Here is an 18413-nt window from a genome sequence, read left to right as displayed (position 1 = left end):
TCCCTTTGTCTATCACCATGCCGCCCGCGCGCGTCAGGCGCCCCCCGTCTGCGGCGCGGCCGGGGGGGCCGGGGGCGCAGTCCCCCTGGGGGGGGGCCCCGCGCCCCACCCCCCATGACAGCGCTTCAGCACTCACACCGATCCGCGCCAGCCCCCCGAGGCAACGCCGCGGTCCTCGATGAACGCCTTGAACCGCTTCAGATCGCCCTTGGCCTGATGGCGGACGAACCCGAGCTTGTCACCGACGGTGTCCGCGATTCCGGAGGGGTCGTGGTCCAGCTGGAGCATCACCTTGGTCCGGGTGTCGTCCAGCCGGTGGAAGGTGACCGCTCCGGCCTGACGCACTTCTCCGCGCACCGTGGTCCACGCGACCCGCTCGTCCGGCCGCTGTTCGGTGATCTCCGTGTCGAACTCCCGCCGCACACCGCCGACTTCGGTCACCCAATGCGTAAGCGTCGGCGACAGCTGGTCGATCCGTTCGACGCCGTCCATGAACTGCGGGAAGCTCTCGAACTGGGTCCACTGGTCGTAGACGGCACGCAGGGGGACGGCTACCTCGACGGACTCCTCGATCTTCGACACCTTCAACTCCCTTTCCTCGTCCGTGTCCCGTGATCCGGGCTGACGCCGCGGCGGGTACCCGTCCCTACGGGAGGTACTACTGGAGAAGGGGCCGTGTTGCGAGCATTCACCTCGGGGTGCGTGAACCGCACGGGCTTGCCCAGCGACCGGGCGTAGGCGATCTCGGCTCGGGTGCTGTCCCCGATGTAGCCGCCGACCACGAGCACCTCGTCGGCGAGCCGGATCTTCGCCCGGTGCAGATCGTCGAGCCGAGCCTTCAGCGCCTTTGCCTCGACAGGATCGGACCACAGTTCGTGCGGCGACTTCATGTCGATGCCCGGTTTGACGACGATCCTTCCGGCTCGGGTCTCCCGCAGATCGGCCTCGTTCATCTCCGTCATGAAGCGGGTGGAGCCGCAGATCACGACGACATGCGGGAGGCCCAACAGCTCCTTCGCGTCGGCGAGCTTCTCCTCGGGGGTGAGCGGTTGCGGGTACGACACCGGTTCCTCCTCGGCGCAGGTCTTCAGGCACAACGGGGCCGCGCGGTGACAGCGGCGGCGGACAGGCCCGTTCTCGCACTGTAGAGGGCCGTGGTCGACGCGTGAGGGTCTCCCTGAAGCCGGGCCACCGCCACACGTCGGCGCCCGCCGCAGCGGTGCTGCGGCGGGCGCCGGGGAAAACGCGGTCAGCCGGGCCAGGTGCCGGTCAGGCGGCGGGTGGCGACGGCTCCGCCGCGGTCGACGGCGGCCTTGACACCGGCGAAGACCGCTCCCTGGAGCAGCGCCGCCGACAGCACCTCCCGCCACGTGCGGTTCTCGTCGGTGGCGTCCGGGGCGTCGTCATCGTGCCCGAGCCGCTTCCACACCTGCTTGAACACCGCGCCGGCCACCATCCCGCTGACGGCACCCATGGCCAGGCCGACGGGCTTGTAGGCGACCTTCGACGCCTTCATCGCCGGTGCCTCCTGGCCTTGCGGGCCAGCAGCAGTGCGATGACCACGCCCACGCCTGCCAGCAGCGGTGCGCGGTTCGCCCGCGCCATCCGCATGCCCTGATCGGCCTTCTCGCGCACCGGCTCGGGAGCCTTCTCCCGGGCGAGCTCCCCGGCATGCTTCGCCTGGACGCGGACGCGCTCGGAAGCCGCGGCCGCCTTCGCCCGTACGGGCTCGGGGGTCTTGTCGTGCACCACATGGGTAGCGTGCGCGGCCTTGTCCTGCAGTTGGGTCGTGACCTGCGTGGCCCGTTCGGCGACTTGCTGCTTGAGAGCCGCGGTCTTCTCCTTGGTGCGGTTCTTGACGTCGGCCTTCGCCGCGAGCGCCTCGACCGTGTCGCCGAGGTCCTCACGGCTCGACTCGACCTGCTTGCGCAGTTCCTCCGGGGTGGGGGGTTTCTCGTCGCCCGTGTGCGGCTTGTCCTGGGTCATCGCTGTGCCCTTTCCTTGATCTCGGCCACGTCGGCCTTCACGCTGTTCACCGTCTGTTCCGGCTTGGGCGGGGACGCCTTGCTGACCTGCTGCTTGCCGAGTGCCGCCATCACGGCGGTGACGGCCGCCAGAACGCCCGTGACGATCAGGGCGGCCAGCCACACGTCCATCGCGAGCGACAGCGCGGCGATCACCGTGGCCACCAGGGCCTGCAAGGTGAGCACACCCATCAGGCCGGCTCCGCCGAACAGACCCCCGCCCTTGCCGAATCGCCTGCCCTTCTGCATCAACTCGGCCTGCGCCAGGCGCATCTCGTCGCGAACCAGCTGCGACAGTTGCTGCGAGGCACGTTGAACCAGTTCACCGACCGGTTGCTCCTGCGTCGCGCTGCTCGTGCGGGGGGAGCCGGTGGCCATGTATCTCACCTTCCTCTTCAACGTTCAGACAGTCCTGGTGGCGTTCCCACGCTGACGCGTGTACCGACGGACTGCCCGCTGGTGCCAACCGGTCGGCGATCCCTTCTGCACACCGCCTGACCGCTTGGCCGGGTACCCCGATTACGGCGCATCACCGCCCCTCACATAAGCCGCCGCCGCAGCACCCGGGGCGCGCCCCGCACGAGTGCGGCCGCGGCCAGGCCGATCACACATCCACCCACCACATCGGAGGGGTAGTGCGCCCCGCTGTGCACGCGCTGCGCGGCCACCAGCACGGCAGGCACCGCGCACCCGACACCGGCCGCCGGCCACACCGGGGTCACCGCGCCGACGAACGCGCACGCGGCGGCGGTGTGCCCCGAGGGGAACGACGAACTCGCGGGCCGCTCCTCTAGGTTCTCCCGCGGCACCCATTCCGGCGGCGGGCGCCGACGCTGGGCCACCTGCTTGGCGACCGTGTTGGACATCAACTGTGCCAACGCCATGGCCGCCACTCCGGCGGAGGCCGCCACACGGCCACGCCATCCGCCCCAGGCCGCCATCGCTCCGGCGACCGCGCACCACAGCTTCGTGTGCTCCGCCGTTTCCTCGACCACGGCTGCCGCACTCCGCACCCATGGCGGCCCCCACGCGATCGCCCGCCGGGCCAGGCGATGGTCCTCGGCGTGCACCTTCGACCACAGGCCCATGATCAGCCGACTCCCCGTCCATCCCGAACCCACACCGAACGGATCAAGGGCTGCTCCGCTCCCGGGGCCGCGCACTGTTTGCGGTGCCGGCTCCTTCACGCTTCAAGACCGCGGCGGTCGTCCTCGTCCCACTTACGGGTGTCTCGCGGCTCCACATACGGGATCTCGTCGGCCGGGTGTCCTCCCGCGACGGCGCGCTGGCGCTGAAGCTCGGCATCGAACTCCAGGCCGAGCAGGATCGCCAGGTTCGTGATCCACAACCACACCAGGAAGATGATCACGCCGGCGAGGGCGCCGTAGGTCTTGTTGTAGGAACCGAAGTTCGCCACGTACACCGCGAAGCCGGCCGAGGCGGCCATCCAGATCAGCAGCGCGAGGAAGCTGCCCGGTGTGATCCAGCGGAAGCCGCGCACCTTCGCGTTCGGCGTCGCCCAGTACAGGAGGGCGATCATGACGGTGACCAGGAGGATCAGCACCGGCCACTTCGCGATCGACCAGACCGTCAGGAACGTGTCGCCGACGCCGAGCGCGGTGCCGACCTGGCGGGCCAGACCGCCTGTGAACACCACGATCAGCGCACTGAGCACGGCCAGCACCATCAGCACCACGGTCACACCGACTCTGAGGGGCAGCACCTTCCACACCGGACGGCCCTCGGGGATGTCGTAGACGGCGTTCGCGCTGCGGATGAACGCGGCCACGTATCCGGACGCGGACCACACCGCGAGGACCAGACCCACGATCGCCATGACCGAGCCGAGTCCGGCGTTGCCCTGCATCTGCCGCACCGCATCGGTCAGCACGTCCCGTGCCGGCCCCGGAGCGAGCTTCTGAATGTTGTCCAGCACTTCCTGCGTCGCCGACTGTCCGACGATCCCGAGCAGTGACACGAGCGCCAGAAGGGCCGGGAACAACGCCAGAATTCCGTAGTAGGTCAGAGCCGCGGCCCGGTCGGTCAGCTCATCCCTCTTGAATTCCTTGAGGGTGCCCTTCAGAACGGCCATCCAGGAACGCTTGGGCAGATCACTCGGACTGTCCGGTTCCTGCTGTCTCACCTGTTCATCCGGCCCGGCACTCGCCTCCCGCCTGGTCTCGACCTCATCGTCGGCAGGGGCGGACCCGCCGTGCCTGCCATGCCATTTCACAGTCCGTGCCATGCCATGCCGAGTAGCCGGGGGAATATACCTCACACGCACTCCGACTGATTTATGAGATTTATGGCGTAGGTGGGATTTCTTGCGGTTGCCCGCGCGTGAAATCCCCGGCTGCCACCCAAGCGAATCCTGGTCGCTGTCGCCTCGGCCGCGCTGCTGGTCGGCTGCGGGGCTTCCACGGCGCGGTTGGAGGGTGTGCGTGGAGCCGCCGCGGAATTCGAGGAGGCTCTCGCACAGACGGACTACGTCGGCGCGTGTGCGCTGGCCCGTGAGGAACTTCCCCCGGCCGGAGCCGTGCGCGGGACACAGGTGTACGGCCGGCAGGCTCTGCTGCGGATGACCGGCGACACCCTGTTCCTCTCCCAGTTCGACGACGGCGATGTCCATCGCGTCCCGGTCGGAGTGCAGTATGGACGCGGCCTGCACCCACCGCTGCACCGTGTCCGGCTCGACGCCGTCCGCGAGATGGGTGTCCACCCGGGCCGCCCACGGTCGATGGCGCCCGTGCGGAACTCTGCCGCCCCACGGGTTCGCGATCCGGTCCGGTGACTTGTCCATGACCGTCTCTCGATGCGCTGTTCGCGGCGCTCCGCCGCACCCGGCTGTCGTGCGGTGCCGGAAGCCGTTCAGGGAAGGGGGGTTCCGCCGGTGGCGTTGACGATCTCCCCGGTGATGTAGCTCGCCTGGGGCGAGGCGAGGAAGACGTAGGCGGGCGCCATCTCCGCCGGCTGGGCCGGCCGGCCAAGGGGCGACTGCTCGCCGAACTTCGTGGTGTCGGGCATGGTGGCGGGGATCAGGGGTGTCCAGACCGGGCCGGGGGCCACGGCGTTGACGCGGATTCCGCGTTCGGCGACCATCTGGGCCAGCCCGTGGGTGAAGCTGATGATGGCCGACTTCGTCATCGCGTAGTCCAGCAGGTGCGGACTGGGCTGATAGCCCTGCACGGACGTGGTGTTGATGACCGACCCGCCGCGTGGCATGTGGGCCAGTGCTTTGCGCGTGAGCCAGAACATGCCGTACAGGTTGGTCTTCATGACGCGATCGAACTGTTCCGTGGTGATCGCCTCGATCCCGTCGGGCTGCGACATCTGATAGGCGGCGTTGTTGACGAGGATGTCGACGCGCCCCAGTTCGCCCACGGCCCGGTCGACGAGCGCGACACACTGGCCCTCGTCCCGGATGTCGCACTCCACGGCCACCGACTTGCCACCCGCCTCCCAGACCAGGCGCGCGGTCTCGGCCGCCTCGTCCGCCTCCTCGGGCAGATGCGTGAAGACGACGTCGGCGCCCTCGCGGGCGAAGGCCAGGCAAACGGCCCTGCCGATCCCGGAGTCACCGCCGGTGACCACGGCCGCCCGGCCCAGCAGCACGTCGTGGCCTCGGTAGGAGTCCTCCCCGTGGTCCGGTCGCGGGTCCATCTCCTCGGTCCCGCCCGGGTGTTGTTGTCGCTGATCGGGGAGCGGGGTCTGGGGGTGGTGGGTGACGGGGTCGGGAACGCGGGCTGTCATGGCACTGCTCCGGTCCTGTTGCACTGAGCGGTCAATGGGCTGTGTGTCAGCTCGCGGGCCACGGTGCGGTCTTCAGCGAGCGGACGAGGTGGACGGTGTTCGCGGCGAGGGTCGCCGTCGTGCCGGCGGTGCTCTTGGGCGTCTCGTCCAGGTCCTGGTAGTCGGTTCCCTGCATCGCTTCTCCGACCCAGTAGGTCACCGCGTTCGGCGCGAGGGAGAAGCCGACGTCGTTGAGGCCCTGGAAGAGGTCGGCGCTGACCTTGTGGGCGCCGTCCTCGTTGCCGACCACGCAGACCGCGGCGGCCTTGCCGTAGGTGAGCATGCGGCCCTCGTCGTCGGTCTCGGAGATCTCCGCGTCCAGCCGCTCCAGGACACGCTGGGCGATGCTGGAGGGGTGCCCGAGCCAGATCGGCGTGGCCAGGATCAGGATGTCGCTCGCCAGGACCTTGCTGCGGATCTCCGGCCAGGCGTCCCCGTCGCCCATGTCGGCCTCCACCCCGGGTTTCACGTCGTGATCGGCGATGCGGACGATCTCTCCGCTCACGCCGTGCTCGGCGAGGGCAGCCATGGTCTGTTCCGCCAGCAACTGCGAACTCGACCGCGCGGGGGACGGCGTGAGCGTGCAGACGAGGGCGACAGCGCGGAGGGGAGTGGTGTTCTCGGGGTTCATGGCGCCCGGGTACCCGAACGCCCTCCCCGCTATCGCCCCTGTCGTGATTCGTCGCCCGATTCCCTCGCCGGACGGCCGATTGCGCCGGCGGGAGGCATGACGCCCGCCCCGTGGCACCACACGGCTCGGGGCCGCGAAGGGCTCGTACGGGTCATGCCGTGAGGGCTGACTCGGTCTCCGGGGCCCGGTCGCCGGCCCGGAACCGCAGCAGGAGCGAGTCGGCGGCGGCGAGGGCCTCGCCCAGCGATCCCGTACCGGTCATCACGCACAGGGTGTAGGTGACGTCCGCGAGTTCCTGGCTCGACTGTCCGGTGGGTGCCAGGTCGTGGCGGAAGCGCACGTCGGCGAAGCGCGCCAGAGCGGTGCGCAGGTTCTTCTCCGTGGGCAGCAGCATGGTGTCGGCCTCCGTGTGAAAGGCGGGCCGTGCTCCCGACCCGAATCGGAGACGGGCCCTCGGCGGGCCGCGTCGATCCGGAACACCGAGTGCCCCCGAACGGATCACCGCATGCGGGTTCGTCGCGAAATTCACGGGATCGGGTCCACCCCGCCGCTCCCGAAACGGGTCCGACGGGATCGGTCCTGGCCTGGACCGGTACTGGTCAAAGGTCGCGCTTCTTGAGCGGCCGGACCGCCGGACCCTGGAGCACCTCGCCGTCGGGAGCGAAACGGGAGCCGTGGCACGGGCACTCCCACGCCTTCTCCGCGCGGTTGAACGCGACGACGCAGCCGAGATGGGTGCAGGTGGCCGAGACGGCGTGCAGTTGGCCGTCCTCGTCGCGGTGCACCGCACACCCGCCCGCGCCGACCCGCACCACCGCGCCGTCGCCCGGGGCGATGTCCTCCGGGGTGGGGCCGGAGACGGACGGAACGCGGTCGCCGACGAAGTGCCGGGCCACCTTGGCCTGGTGCTTCAGGAACGATCCGCCCTCGCGTACGACGCTCGCGACCCGCCGGGGATCGTAGAGGCCGCTCCATTCGACCGGATGTCCGGCGATGAGGTTGCTCAGGAGTTGGCCCGCCATGATGCCGCCGCTGAGACCCCAGCCGCCGAAGCCCGTCGCCACGTAGGCGTGCCGACTGCCCGGACGCAGCGGTCCGACCAGGGGCACCGAGTCGGTGGAGTCGTTGTCCTGGGCGGCCCATCGATGCGTGAGCTTCACGTCCGGGAAGCGGGCCTCGGCCCAGTCCGACAGCCGCGTGAACCGTTCCTCGACGTCGGCGGCGCCGGGCGTGAAGTGCTCCCCGGTGACGATCAGCAGGCGCCGGCCGTCGCCGAAAGGCGCCGTGCGCACGGAACGCGTGGCCTGATCCGGCGTGATGTACATGCCGCGCGGCGCACGCGCCTCGTCGATGACCCCGGCGACGACGAGTTCCCGGCGCGGTGAGAGCCGGGAGAAGAGCAGGGCCCGGTCGAACACGGGGTAGTGGGTGGCGACCACGACCTCGCGGGCGCGCACCGACACGCCCGCCTCGGTGGTCAGCGTGCAGGGTCGGCCCTCGGTGAGACCGACGACGCGAGTGCCCTCGTACACCGAGCCGCCGCGCCGCAGCAGGTCGTCCGCGAGCGCCAGCAGGTACTTCCGGGGATGGAACTGGGCCTGGCCGCTCACCCGGACCGCTCCGGCGACGGCGTACGGCAGATCCGTCTCCGTGACGAACTCGGCCGGCAGACCCGCCTCGCGGGCCGCTTCCGCCTCCGCGCGCACCTTGTTCACGTGCCGGGGGTTCTCGGCGTAGGTGTGGGCCGCCGCATCCTCCCAGTCGCAGTCGATGCCCAGCTCGTCCACGATGCCCTGTGCACGCCGGATCGCGGCGCTCTGCGAGCGGGCGTACAGCCGGGCACCCTCAGAACCGCGGGTGCGGCGCAGATGGTCGTAGATCAGGGTGTGCAGGGCGGTCAGCTTGGCGGTGGTGTGCCCGGTGACCCCGGCGGCGAGGCGCCCCGCCTCCAGGACGGCGACCTCGCGCCCCCGGGACGCGAGCTCCCACGCCGTGCTGAGTCCCGCGATGCCGCCGCCGACCACGGCGACGTCGACATCGACGTCGCCGTCCGGTGGGGGAGCGGGGGCGCCGGCGGGCGCGGTTTCCATCCAGTAGGAGCTCGGCGGCACTCGCTCGGTGTTCATGCCGGCCGAGTCCCCCGTCTCGGGCAGGGCACTCGGACCATTCGGCCGGGTCTTGCGGGGCTTCCGGTTCACAGGGCCATCGCCACCACCATGGCGATCAGTCCGATCGCCACCAGAGCCACCAGCACCAGGATCACGGTCAGGGGCGCCGCGGCCCATCCCTTGTTCCGCAGCTCGGGCGGATCGGGATGCGTGCCGAAGGTGCCCCCTTCAGCCGGCGGGGTCTCCTCGGGGGAGACCTGACCGCCTGAGTCGACTCCCGGAGTTCGAGTGGGCTCCGGGTCGGGAGAAGACATGGCTGCCCTCCTTGAGGCTACTGATCCGGGGGGTCGCTCATGTGTTGGGGCCGGCGGCACTGATGTCGCCCAGGGCGGACCCGGGATCACGTTCGATGGCCAGGTCTCCGAGGGAGACGAGGCCCACGGGGTGCTGTTGCCGGTCCACGACCGGGACACGGCGTACGGCGTGCTCACGCATCACGGCGACCGCACGATCCAGGTCGTCGCCCGGGGACACTGTGATCATCTCGTCGCTGCACGCGTCGACGACGGTCGTACTGCCTGGGTCATGCCCCGCAGCTACGGAGCGAACCACCAGGTCACGGTCCGTGACCAGCCCTCGGAGCCGGTCGCCCTCGGTGACGAGCACGGCGCCGATGTCCTCGTCCCGCATCATCTCGGCGACAGCGGTCACCGATGTCTGCGGTTCGACGGTCATCAGGTCGGTCGTCATTACGTCGCTGACATGTTGAGTCATCGGAAACACCCCTTGATCAGGGGCGGTGCGGTTCACCGCCGTGGAGAGCCGAGTACCCCGTCTCCAGGACACCCCCGCCCGAGCGCCCGATCGACGGAACCTGGAGGCGGACGCAGGGGCGGCCGGCGACAACAGTGTTCGAATTCAGGGCCGCGGGTAGGAGAGGTTCAGGGGTACGGTCGAAACAGGACCGCAGCAGGCGGCCCCTGGCCTGAGGAGTCCCGCCATGGCCGGGCACGCAACCTTGAGCGCGACATGCTGTCCGGCATCGCCGGGGACCGTCGTTGTCGTGCTGGAGGGGGAGGCCCAGCTGGAAACCGCCCCCGTCCTGGCCCGGGCCCTGCACACCGCCATTGCCGCGGCGCCCGAGCTGCTCGTCGTCGACTGCTCCGACCTGACCTTCTGCACCTCGCCCGGCCTGCACGAACTACTCGCCGCCCGCAGCGCCGCCGGAAAGGCCGGAGTAGCCTTCCGGCTCGCCGCCCTCAGTCCTCAGGTCGACCATCTGCTGCACGTCACCGCAGCCGACACCATCTTCGACATCCAGCCCACCGCCCCCGGCCTTTCCCGCGCACGAGAGACGCATGGAGGGACGGGCGTGACCGGCCTCGAGCCGACGATGGCGAAACCGGCCGGCACGGGGATGTGCGCCGAGATCGCCGCGCTGGTCGACGAGGCGGCCGGACAGGCCGAGGAAGGGCTTTGGGAACTGTCCGAGGAGGATGCGGAGCTGGCCCGTGTCACTGCCGCCCGCCTGGCCGAGACGGTGGCCCCCGACGCGGGGCCGGAAGAACTCGCCGGCACAGAGCGCTTGGAACGCCTGCGCGGGGCGATCGCGACGATCGCGATCGCCGTGGCCCACGCTCATGGCCAGATCGCCTGGTTCCTCGCCCAAGCCGCCAACACGCTCACCCCCGTACTGGACTGGCGGGCCCTGGCGGCCCCCGAGGTGCAATCCTTCGGCACCCGCGTTCCCAGCCCGGGCGAACTCGCCGACGCAGAGAACGCCGTCCGGCGCCTGTACGCGGCCCTCACAGCCAATCCGGCGGGTCCGTAGGAAGGGCACACGGCACGGACAAGGGCCGCAGAGGCGGAGCGACGGTGCGGGAAGGGAATGCAGGAACCCGCCACAAATGCCCGCGACGCACAGCACACTTGCGTTCGGAGTGATTGCGACCGGCGTCAGGAGCCCGCCCCGTGCCGATCATCGAGTCGTTGGGAGCCCCACTGCTCACGGTGGCCGTGACACTCGGCGGTGGCTGGCTGGTGACCACCCGGGTCGCCGACCGCTGGGAACAGGTCCGGAAGAACCGTGAGATGGACATGGCGGCGGCTCAGGACTTCCAGCGGCTCTACGGGGAGTTCGTCGCCGTGTGGAAGACGTGGAACGCCCTCACGGGCGGCCACACGCCCGTCACCACGCCCCAACACGTCGGCTGGGCCTGCCTCGAACGGGCCACCGCCGCCGAAGGACAGATCGAGGCGCTCATGGCCAAGCTGGCCGCGGAGCGGTTCCTCACCGAGGACGACATCGACATGCTCGGCGGCGTCCGCCAGGCGTTCAAGGTCGTCCGGCGGAGCATCCGGCAGGGCAGGCCGATCGGCTGGGGCTCCTCCGCCGCCGAGCCCTACAAGGCCATCAAGACGCTGTCCGCGGCCACGTCCGTCCTGCTCAACACGGCGCCCAGATCAAGGAGTCGGCCGAGCGCCGCGGTCGCCGCCCGCAACTTCATGGGGATCACCGACAACCGGCACGAGAACTCATGGATCGACACCGCGCAGCGCCTTCTGTGAAGCACCCTGTCGACGAGCCGCACCGACTCCGTCGCAGCGTGTTATTCAACGGATGACAAGTACGATGTCCGTTTCAGTCCCCAACCCCGGTCCAAGTCCGTTCAGGACGTCCCGCAGAAACAGAAAGAGACCCACATGGGCAGCAGCGTCGAGACGCTGGAGTTTCAGGCCGAGACCCGTCAGTTGCTCCGTCTGGTGATTCACTCGATCTACTCGAACAAGGACATCTTCCTGCGCGAGCTGATCTCGAACGCCTCCGACGCCCTGGACAAACTGAGGCTGGAATCGCTGATCGACTCCGACCTCGCCGGCGCCGACACCGCCGACCTGCACATCGCGTTGGAGGCCGACCCGGACGCCCGTACCCTGACCGTCCGTGACAACGGGATCGGCATGTCCCGGGACGACCTGGTGGAGCTGATCGGCACGATCGCCAAGTCCGGCACCGCCGGCCTGCTGGAGAAGCTCAAGGAGTCCAAGGACGCGGCCACCGCCGAGAGTCTGATCGGGCAGTTCGGCGTCGGCTTCTACTCGGCGTTCATGGTCGCCGACCGGGTCGTCCTGCGCACCCGGCGGGCCGGCACCGACTCCGGAACCCAGTGGGAGTCCGACGGCGAGGGCACCTACGACATCCAGGCCGTCGACGATCTGCCCGTGGGCACCTCGGTCACCCTGCACCTCAAGCCCGCCGACAGCGAGGACGGGCTCGCCGACTACCTGTCCGAGCCGAAGATCCGTCAGATCGTCAAGCGGTACTCGGACTTCATCCGCTGGCCGATCCGGATGGCCACCGAGCGCACCGACGCCGAGGGCGGGACCACCCGAGACGTCGACACGCTCAACTCGATGAAGGCCCTGTGGGCCCGGCCGCGCACCGAGGTGACCCAGGACGAGTACAGCGAGTTCTACCAGCAGATCAGCCACGACTGGCTGGCCCCGGCCGAGACCATCCACATGCGCGCCGAGGGCACCTTCGAGTACGAGGCGCTGCTGTTCATCCCCTCGCAGGCGCCCTTCGACCTGTTCTCCCGCGAGACCAGGCGCGGCGTACAGCTGTACGTCAAGCGGGTGTTCATCATGGACGACTGCGAAGCGCTCATGCCCAACTACCTGCGCTTCGTCAAGGGTGTCGTGGACGCCCACGACCTGTCGCTGAACGTCTCGCGCGAGATCCTCCAGCAGGACCGGCAGATCCGCGGCGTACGCCGCCGCCTGGTCAAGAAGGTCCTCGGCGCCGTCAAGGACATGCAGTCCAAGGACGCCGAGCGCTACACGAAGGTGTGGGAGCAGTTCGGCCGGGCGCTGAAGGAGGGCCTGGTCGAGGACACGGACAACACCGAGGCCCTGCTCGAACTGGTGTCGGCCGCCTCCACCCACGACCCGGAGAAGACCACCACACTGCGCGAGTACGTCGAGCGCATGAAGGACGGCCAGGACACGATCTACTACCTGACCGGCGAGACCCGCGCGATGGTGGAGAACTCCCCGCACATGGAGGCCTTCACCGCCAAGGGCTACGAGGTCCTGATCCTCACCGACCCCGTCGACGAGGTGTGGGTGGACCAGGTGCCCGCCTTCGACGGCCACCGGCTGCAGTCCATCGCCAAGGGCCAGGTCGACCTCGACGAGTCCGCCGACGGCGACGGGGAGGCCGACGCCGACAAGGCGCAGCGCGAGCAGGACTTCGCCGCCCTGCTGCCGTGGCTGACCACCACCCTGTCCGAGCAGGTCAAGGAGGTCCGCCTCTCCTCACGCCTGACGACCTCGGCGGCCTGCATCGTCGGCGACGCCCACGATGTGACGCCGACCCTGGAGAAGATGTACCGGGCGATGGGACAGCAACTGCCCACCGTCAAGCGGATCCTGGAACTCAACCCCACGCACCCGCTGATCACCGCGCTGCGCACGGCGCACGACGCGGGCACCGACAACCCCGCACTGCCCGAGATCGCCGAGCTGATCTACGGCAGCGCGCTGCTCGCCGAAGGCGGCGACCTGCCCGACCCGGCCCGCTTCACCCGCCTCCTCACCGACCGCCTGACCCACACCCTGTAGCCCCCTGGCACAACCCGAACGCCTGCTCCGGGACTCCGCAAAGGGGAGTCCCGGAGCAGGCGTTCTCGTGCGGGCTGCGGGCTGCGCGGCGCAGCTTGTCCAGCCGCAGGGATCGGATGGACGCCGCAGTCGAGGGCGTCGGCGACGGCCGGGTGATCGCTGAGGCCGTTTTGCCCGGCGCAGGAAGGGAACTGCGGGAGCTGGAGCGAAGCGGGGCCACAGCGCGACGTCAGTGATGGCGGGGCGGCCGCGATCGCGGTGACGGAGGCGGAGCCGGCGGGTGCGCCGTCGTCCTGTGCGGCTGTCCGGGCCGTCGGCGGGTGGACCGAGAGGAGCGAGCAGCGCAGTGACGATCGGCGACGCCGTCTTCGCATGGCTGGGGGTGGGCGCGCTGCTCGCGGCGGTGCTGCCGCGGGTGGTGGCCGGGCGGCCGCTGTCGCTTCCCCTCGTCTTCCTGTGCGGCGGCATCGGTGTGTACCTGTTGCCGTTGCCGCTGCCGGAGATCGACCCGGTGGGAAACCGCCTGATGGCGGAGCACATCACGGAGATCTGCGTGATCATCGCCCTGATGGGCGCCGGTCTTGCCCTCAACCGGCCCGTCGGGTGGCGCCGATGGGCGGCGACCTGGCGCCTGTTGGGCGTGACGATGCCGCTGACCGTCGTGTTCACCGCCCTCACGGCCTGGTGGGTGCTGGACTGGCCGCCCGCGGCGGCACTGCTGCTGGCCGCGGTCCTCGCGCCGACCGATCCGGTGCTTGCCTCGGAAGTGCGGGTGGGGGAGCCGACCGAGGACGAACAGGACGAGGACGAGGTGCGGTTCGCCCTGACCAGCGAGGCCGGCCTGAACGACGGTCTGGCGTTCCCCCTGACCTACGCGGCGGTCGCCCTGGTGGCCGCGGCCGGAGGAAGCTGGTCCGCGGACTGGATCAGCGGCTGGGTGCTGAAAGACCTCCTGCTCAAGTGCGCGATCGGCGTGCTGAGCGGCTGGGTGATCGGGCGGTTGCTGGGCCGGCTGTTCTTCCAGTCCCGCTCACCGGTGCTGCGGTTGTCCGAGCACCGGGAGGGGTTCGTGGCCCTGAGCGCCACCTTCCTCGCCTACGGGGCCGCCGAACTGCTCCATGGCTACGGCTTCCTCGCCGTGTTCGTCACCGCCTGCTCGATCCGGGCGGAGGAACGCGCTCACGGCTTCCACAACGTCCTGCACGACTTCGTCGAACAGGTCGAGCGCCTCTTCACCGCCGTGCTGCTCTTCCTGCTGGGCGCTTTCGTCGCCCTGGGCGGGCTGGCTCCGCTGACCTGGCAGGGAGTGGTCACCGGGCTGGTCCTGCTGCTGGTGCTCCGGCCCCTCTCGGGGTGGACCGGTCTGCTCGGCACCCGGATGAGGCGCAGTGAACGCTGGGTGACCGCGGTCTACGGCATGCGGGGGATCGGCTCGCTCTACTACCTCGCCTATGCGCTCGGACAGCACGACTTCCCCGTACCGGCGCGGGAGCTGTGGGCGGTGGTGACGTTCACGGTCCTCGCCTCGGTCGTCCTGCACGGCGTCACGGCCGGGCCGGTCGTGAAACGCCTGGACCGGCTGCGCGGAACGACGCCTCCTCGCCCGTAGGGCGGGCTTGGGCGTCCCTTCGGTGACCGTCCCGGGGCGCACGCGGAAGGCGACCGGCGCGGTCCGGAGCAGGGGCCCTCTTCGCGTGTTCTTCGGGCGCGGCGCCATCGTGGCCGGTCGCGCAGTTCCCCGCGCCCCTGGGGAGGTGGCAGCTCGGCGGCCGCATTGTCCCCGGCGCCCCGAGGACCCCCGAGGCCTCAAGGATCCCCGGCGCCTCAAGGATCCCCGGCGCCCCAAGGGCCCCGGGGCCCCAAGGACCCCCGGGGCCGTTCGAACCGCACCCCGCCGAGCCATGACTCGCTGACCTGGACCGCCGCCTGGGCCATAGGGGGCGCGGGGAACCGCGCGACCTGCCACAACGGCGCGGCACCCGGAGAACACGACGAGGCGCCCTCCGCCCATGGGACGGCGGCCCGTGTCGTACGTCAGGGCTGGATGTTCTCCAGGTCTTCCAGGAGGCCGGGGTGCTTGGGTTCCCAGCCCAGTGCCTGACGGGTGTGCGCGCTGGACGAGGGCTGGTCGGCGGCGAAGATCTGGCCGAGCGGGCCGAACGCCTCCGGAGGCACGGATTCCACGGGGAGGTTCAGCCGGCGGCCGATCACCGAGGCGATGTCACGGACCTGGTCCCCCTCGTCGGCCACGGCATGCCAGGCAGTCCCGGCTTCCGCCCGTTCCAGGGCGAGGCGGAAGAGGGCCGCCGCGTCGAGGGCGTGCACGGCCGGCCAGCGCTGGGTGCCGTCGCCGGGGTAGCCGGAGACTCCGGTGCGGCGTGCGATGTCGGTCAGGATTCCGGCGAACCCGCCGGCGCCCTGGTGATGCACGGTGCGCGGCAGGCGTACGGCGCTGCTGCGGACGCCGCGCGTGGACAGGCCGAGGACCGAGGTGACCGTACGGCCGCGTCCGCCGAGCGGGCCCTCGGTCATCAGCGGGTCGGCCTCGGTGGAGGCACGGCCGGGTACGTGGGGCGTGCCCGAGCAGGTGACGAGGGGGCGGTCGCTGCCGAGGAGCGCCTCGCCGAGTGCGGTGAGGGCGGCGCTCTCCTCGGCGACGGACCGCGTGACGGCGTCGGCGCTGCTGAAGTCGTGGTGGAACGCGAGGTGGATCACCCCGTCGGCCCGGGCGGCGCCCGCGCGGAGGGTGTCCAGGTCGGCGAGGGCGCCCCGGAGGGGTTCGGCCCCGGCCGCCTTCACGGCCTGCGCGGAGGCGTCGGAGCGGGCGAGTGCGAGGACGGTGTGGCCGTTGCCGAGCAGTTCGGCGACGACGGCGGAACCGATCAGACCGGTGCCGCCCGTGACGAGGACGTGCATGGGAAACCCCTCGAAGTGATGGGACTCTTGTCCCGTCACCCTACTCCAGTGATGGGACAAGAGTCCCATCGCTAGGATGGCGGCCATGGGCAGATGGGAACCTGGCGCACGCGAACGCCTCGTCGTGGCCGCAGTCGACCTGTTCACCGAGCAGGGGTACGACGCCACGACGGTCGCGCAGATCGCCGAGCGCGCGGGAGTCACCAAGAGCACCTTCTTCCGGCACTTCCCCGACAAGCGCGAGCTGCTCGTGGCCGGGCAGGAGACGCTGAGCCGGCTGCTCGCCGAGGGGATCGCCGAGGCACCCGCCGACGCGGGCCCGCTCGACGCGGTCGCCGTCGGTCTGGAGCGTGCGTCGAGCGCCATGGGCCCCATGAGCCGTGAACTCGCGCCCCGCCTGAAGGCCGCCGTCGCCGCCAGTACCGAACTCCAGGAGCGCGACGCCCTCAAGAGCGTCAGCCTCGCGGCCGCCATGACCGGCGCCCTGGTCGCCCGCGGTGTACCCGACCCGACCGCCGCCCTGGCGGGGGAGCTGGGGGTCCTCGCCTTCAAACGGGGCTACGCCCAGTGGTCCGACGGCGACCGTGACGACGAGCTGGCGGGATACGCCCTGGCGGCCCTGGGCGAGCTGCGCGCGGCCAGCGCCTCGCTGGGCTGACCGGCAAACCTCTTCCCGGCCGGTGCCCGGCGCCCCGCACCGCGGCTCCGTGCACGACAAGGCCCGGTGATCCACGCAAACGGCTGTGCTACAAATGGCGCGTGGCCCTCGCGGCCACTCGGTCGGTTGTTGGGAGAACAGCAGCCTCGCCAGGTACTTCGTCACACCATCCAGCACCGACCGCAGGACTTCGCCCGGCACCGCAGGGAGCCGGGCGTTCGCCGTCAACCGTTCGACCATGCTCATCGCTCACTGTGAGTGAGCGCGGCCGCCGGACCTCGACCGCTCCGTTCTGCTGCGTTGCACGGCTCGGCAAGGGAGCGGTCATGACCGACATCACCACATGCCCGGAGGCCGTTCCCGTCATGCCCCCGGTCGCCGCCCGAAGCCTGTCGGAGCTGGAACGCCTCGCCCTGCTCGCCGACACCACCGCCCAGCTCATCTCCAACCTCGACGTGGACGAGGCGCTGAACCGGGTCGTCGCCCTCGTACTGCCGCGCCTCGCGGACTGGGCCGTGGTCGACCTGATCACGGAGAGCGACGACGTCTCGCGCCATCTGGTGGTCCACGCCGGAACCGAGGGCCTGACCGTGTGCGAGGAACTGCAGGGGCCCATGCCGCCGGTCTCCGACGCCTCGCCCATGCCGCTGTCCAGAGCCCTGCGCGGGGTCGCCTCCAATCTCGCCGGCCCGCGGACCTACGAAGGAGAACCGGACAGCGGCATCGCCGTGGAGCAGCGCAGGCTGTTCCAGGCGACCGGGATCAAGACCGCGGCCATCGCCCCCATCCGGGGCCCGTGGGAGGTGCTGGGCGCGCTCACCCTCGGCCGCTCCGAGGAGAGCGAGCCCTTCACCACGCACGACCTGGGACTGCTGGAGGACATCGCCCGCCGTATCGGCCTCGCGCTGGAGAACGCCCGCCACTACCAGCGCCAGCGCCAGGTCGCCGAGACCATGCAGCGCTACCTGCTGCCCCAGCTGCCGCATCTGCCGGGCGTCGGCATGACCGCCCGCTACCTCGCCGCCCCGGACGCTTCCTACGTCGGAGGCGACTGGTACGACGCGTTCCACCTGCCGGGCGGGGACACCGCGCTGGTCATCGGCGACGTCGTCGGACACGACCTCGAAGCGGCGGCCGGCATGGCCCAACTGCGCAACGTGATCCGGGCGTTCACCTGGTCGCAGGACCAGTCGACCGACCGGGTCGTGCAGCATCTCAACGAAGCCATGACACAGATCACCGACGTGCGCATGGCGACCATGATCCTGGCCCGGCTGGCGGTCGACGCGGCCGGCGTCTGGCGCCTGCGATGGAGCAGTGCCGGTCACCCGCCGCCGCTGCTGGTCGGTCGTGACGGCCTGACCCGCTACCTCACCGAGGCCAACGGACTCCTCCTCGGCATGCCCTCGTCCCGGCCGTGGTCGGAGGCCAGTGTCACCCTCCCCGCGGACTCGACGCTCGTCTTCTACACGGACGGTCTCGTCGAGTCCCGCAGACAGCCGCTGGACGTCGGAATGGAGAACCTGCGCCGGCACGCGGCCTCACTGGCCCACCGCACCCTGGACGTCTTCGCCGACCAGCTGCTGCAGCGCTCCCGGCCCCACGACAACGACGACGACGTCGCCCTCCTGGCGGTCCGCCTCCCCGCCGCCACCGGCGAATGA

The 18413-nt window shown here is 70.5% G+C and carries 19 protein-coding genes and 1 pseudogene; 6 read left to right on the top strand and 14 right to left on the bottom strand.

The window, feature by feature from the left end:
* Window positions 1-132: 132 nt before the first annotated feature.
* From ABT296_RS29045 to ABT296_RS28985, 13 genes and pseudogenes are all read right to left on the bottom strand, one after another.
* The gene (locus tag ABT296_RS29045) at window positions 133-582 is read right to left on the bottom strand and encodes an SRPBCC family protein (protein WP_351931636.1); all 450 of its coding nucleotides are present in this window, start codon (window positions 580-582) and stop codon (window positions 133-135) included.
* 104 nt (window positions 583-686) lie between these two features.
* Window positions 687-1064: pseudogene (locus ABT296_RS29040) on the bottom strand (hypothetical protein); the annotation flags it as partial.
* Between the two features lie 185 nt (window positions 1065-1249).
* Window positions 1250-1516 carry a DUF4235 domain-containing protein gene (locus ABT296_RS29035; protein ID WP_351931635.1) on the bottom strand — a complete coding sequence of 89 codons (267 nt, stop codon included), beginning with the start codon at window positions 1514-1516 and terminating at the stop codon, window positions 1250-1252.
* The gene (locus tag ABT296_RS29030; RefSeq protein WP_351931634.1) at window positions 1513-1986 is read right to left on the bottom strand and encodes a DUF3618 domain-containing protein; all 474 of its coding nucleotides are present in this window, start codon (window positions 1984-1986) and stop codon (window positions 1513-1515) included. Before ABT296_RS29030 ends, ABT296_RS29035 begins: the two co-directional genes overlap by 4 nt.
* On the bottom strand, window positions 1983-2402 hold the full coding sequence (locus tag ABT296_RS29025; protein ID WP_351931633.1) for a phage holin family protein: 420 nt from the start codon (window positions 2400-2402) through the stop codon (window positions 1983-1985). Before ABT296_RS29025 ends, ABT296_RS29030 begins: the two co-directional genes overlap by 4 nt.
* A 161-nt stretch (window positions 2403-2563) precedes the next feature.
* Window positions 2564-3112 carry a phosphatase PAP2 family protein gene (locus tag ABT296_RS29020; RefSeq protein WP_351931632.1) on the bottom strand — a complete coding sequence of 183 codons (549 nt, stop codon included), beginning with the start codon at window positions 3110-3112 and terminating at the stop codon, window positions 2564-2566.
* 95 nt (window positions 3113-3207) lie between these two features.
* Window positions 3208-4269: a YihY/virulence factor BrkB family protein gene (locus tag ABT296_RS29015; protein WP_351931638.1), complete on the bottom strand. Its 1062-nt coding sequence runs from the start codon at window positions 4267-4269 to the stop codon at window positions 3208-3210.
* A gap of 623 nt (window positions 4270-4892) precedes the next feature.
* Window positions 4893-5774: an SDR family oxidoreductase gene (locus ABT296_RS29010; RefSeq protein WP_351931631.1), complete on the bottom strand. Its 882-nt coding sequence runs from the start codon at window positions 5772-5774 to the stop codon at window positions 4893-4895.
* Window positions 5775-5820: 46 nt separating this feature from the next.
* Window positions 5821-6444, bottom strand: coding sequence for a flavodoxin family protein (locus tag ABT296_RS29005; RefSeq protein WP_351931630.1), 624 nt, complete (start codon window positions 6442-6444; stop codon window positions 5821-5823).
* 151 nt (window positions 6445-6595) lie between these two features.
* A complete protein-coding gene (locus tag ABT296_RS29000) occupies window positions 6596-6838 on the bottom strand; it encodes a DUF5133 domain-containing protein (protein ID WP_351931629.1) in 243 nt (80 codons plus the stop codon).
* A gap of 205 nt (window positions 6839-7043) precedes the next feature.
* Window positions 7044-8570, bottom strand: a complete 1527-nt coding sequence (locus ABT296_RS28995; protein ID WP_351931628.1) for an FAD-dependent oxidoreductase — start codon at window positions 8568-8570, stop codon at window positions 7044-7046.
* 68 nt (window positions 8571-8638) lie between these two features.
* Window positions 8639-8866, bottom strand: coding sequence for a DUF6480 family protein (locus tag ABT296_RS28990; RefSeq protein WP_351931627.1), 228 nt, complete (start codon window positions 8864-8866; stop codon window positions 8639-8641).
* 37 nt (window positions 8867-8903) lie between these two features.
* Window positions 8904-9326 carry a CBS domain-containing protein gene (locus ABT296_RS28985; RefSeq protein ID WP_351931626.1) on the bottom strand — a complete coding sequence of 141 codons (423 nt, stop codon included), beginning with the start codon at window positions 9324-9326 and terminating at the stop codon, window positions 8904-8906.
* A 226-nt stretch (window positions 9327-9552) separates the two neighbouring features.
* Here ABT296_RS28985 and ABT296_RS28980 point away from each other — a divergent pair, with 226 nt between their 5' ends.
* The 4 genes from ABT296_RS28980 to ABT296_RS28965 all read left to right on the top strand — a co-directional run bounded on the left by ABT296_RS28980 (window position 9553) and on the right by ABT296_RS28965 (window position 14784).
* Window positions 9553-10383 carry an STAS domain-containing protein gene (locus ABT296_RS28980; protein ID WP_351931625.1) on the top strand — a complete coding sequence of 277 codons (831 nt, stop codon included), beginning with the start codon at window positions 9553-9555 and terminating at the stop codon, window positions 10381-10383.
* A gap of 140 nt (window positions 10384-10523) precedes the next feature.
* Window positions 10524-11120 (top strand): hypothetical protein, encoded by a 597-nt coding sequence (locus ABT296_RS28975; RefSeq protein WP_351931624.1) that lies wholly within the window; start codon window positions 10524-10526, stop codon window positions 11118-11120.
* A gap of 135 nt (window positions 11121-11255) precedes the next feature.
* Window positions 11256-13175 (top strand): molecular chaperone HtpG, encoded by a 1920-nt coding sequence (gene htpG / locus ABT296_RS28970; protein WP_351931623.1) that lies wholly within the window; start codon window positions 11256-11258, stop codon window positions 13173-13175.
* Window positions 13176-13521: 346 nt separating this feature from the next.
* Complete coding sequence (locus ABT296_RS28965) at window positions 13522-14784, top strand: cation:proton antiporter (protein WP_351931622.1); 1263 nt, start codon at window positions 13522-13524, stop codon at window positions 14782-14784.
* Window positions 14785-15209: 425 nt separating this feature from the next.
* On the opposite strand, the gene ABT296_RS28960 is transcribed toward ABT296_RS28965, so the two are convergent.
* Window positions 15210-16091, bottom strand: coding sequence for an SDR family oxidoreductase (locus ABT296_RS28960; RefSeq protein WP_351931621.1), 882 nt, complete (start codon window positions 16089-16091; stop codon window positions 15210-15212).
* A gap of 85 nt (window positions 16092-16176) precedes the next feature.
* On the opposite strand from ABT296_RS28960, the gene ABT296_RS28955 reads away from it, so the two are divergent.
* Together ABT296_RS28955 and ABT296_RS28950 are read left to right on the top strand one after the other, a co-directional pair.
* Complete coding sequence (locus tag ABT296_RS28955; RefSeq protein WP_351931620.1) at window positions 16177-16749, top strand: TetR/AcrR family transcriptional regulator; 573 nt, start codon at window positions 16177-16179, stop codon at window positions 16747-16749.
* Window positions 16750-17075: 326 nt separating this feature from the next.
* Complete coding sequence (locus ABT296_RS28950) at window positions 17076-18413, top strand: PP2C family protein-serine/threonine phosphatase (RefSeq protein ID WP_351931619.1); 1338 nt, start codon at window positions 17076-17078, stop codon at window positions 18411-18413.

The sequence above is a fragment of the Streptomyces sp. NPDC000983 genome (assembly GCF_040299205.1).
Taxonomy (GTDB): Bacteria; Actinomycetota; Actinomycetes; order Streptomycetales; family Streptomycetaceae; genus Streptomyces.
The sequence above is the reverse complement of the archived record's forward strand: the minus strand, read 5'-3'. Positions and strand labels throughout refer to the sequence as shown.

Coding starts and splice junctions, on each gene's coding strand:
- ABT296_RS29035 (WP_351931635.1), bottom strand. CDS start 1,516: ATGAAGGCGTCGAAGGTCGCCTACAAGCCCGTCGGCCTGGCCATGGGT.
- ABT296_RS29030 (WP_351931634.1), bottom strand. CDS start 1,986: ATGACCCAGGACAAGCCGCACACGGGCGACGAGAAACCCCCCACCCCG.
- ABT296_RS29025 (WP_351931633.1), bottom strand. CDS start 2,402: ATGGCCACCGGCTCCCCCCGCACGAGCAGCGCGACGCAGGAGCAACCG.
- ABT296_RS29020 (WP_351931632.1), bottom strand. CDS start 3,112: ATGGGCCTGTGGTCGAAGGTGCACGCCGAGGACCATCGCCTGGCCCGG.
- ABT296_RS29015 (WP_351931638.1), bottom strand. CDS start 4,269: ATGGCACGGACTGTGAAATGGCATGGCAGGCACGGCGGGTCCGCCCCT.
- ABT296_RS29010 (WP_351931631.1), bottom strand. CDS start 5,774: ATGACAGCCCGCGTTCCCGACCCCGTCACCCACCACCCCCAGACCCCG.
- ABT296_RS29005 (WP_351931630.1), bottom strand. CDS start 6,444: ATGAACCCCGAGAACACCACTCCCCTCCGCGCTGTCGCCCTCGTCTGC.
- ABT296_RS29000 (WP_351931629.1), bottom strand. CDS start 6,838: ATGCTGCTGCCCACGGAGAAGAACCTGCGCACCGCTCTGGCGCGCTTC.
- ABT296_RS28995 (WP_351931628.1), bottom strand. CDS start 8,570: ATGAACACCGAGCGAGTGCCGCCGAGCTCCTACTGGATGGAAACCGCG.
- ABT296_RS28990 (WP_351931627.1), bottom strand. CDS start 8,866: ATGTCTTCTCCCGACCCGGAGCCCACTCGAACTCCGGGAGTCGACTCA.
- ABT296_RS28985 (WP_351931626.1), bottom strand. CDS start 9,326: ATGACTCAACATGTCAGCGACGTAATGACGACCGACCTGATGACCGTC.
- ABT296_RS28980 (WP_351931625.1), top strand. CDS start 9,553: ATGGCCGGGCACGCAACCTTGAGCGCGACATGCTGTCCGGCATCGCCG.
- htpG (WP_351931623.1), top strand. CDS start 11,256: ATGGGCAGCAGCGTCGAGACGCTGGAGTTTCAGGCCGAGACCCGTCAG.
- ABT296_RS28960 (WP_351931621.1), bottom strand. CDS start 16,091: ATGCACGTCCTCGTCACGGGCGGCACCGGTCTGATCGGTTCCGCCGTC.
- ABT296_RS28955 (WP_351931620.1), top strand. CDS start 16,177: ATGGGCAGATGGGAACCTGGCGCACGCGAACGCCTCGTCGTGGCCGCA.
- ABT296_RS28950 (WP_351931619.1), top strand. CDS start 17,076: ATGACCGACATCACCACATGCCCGGAGGCCGTTCCCGTCATGCCCCCG.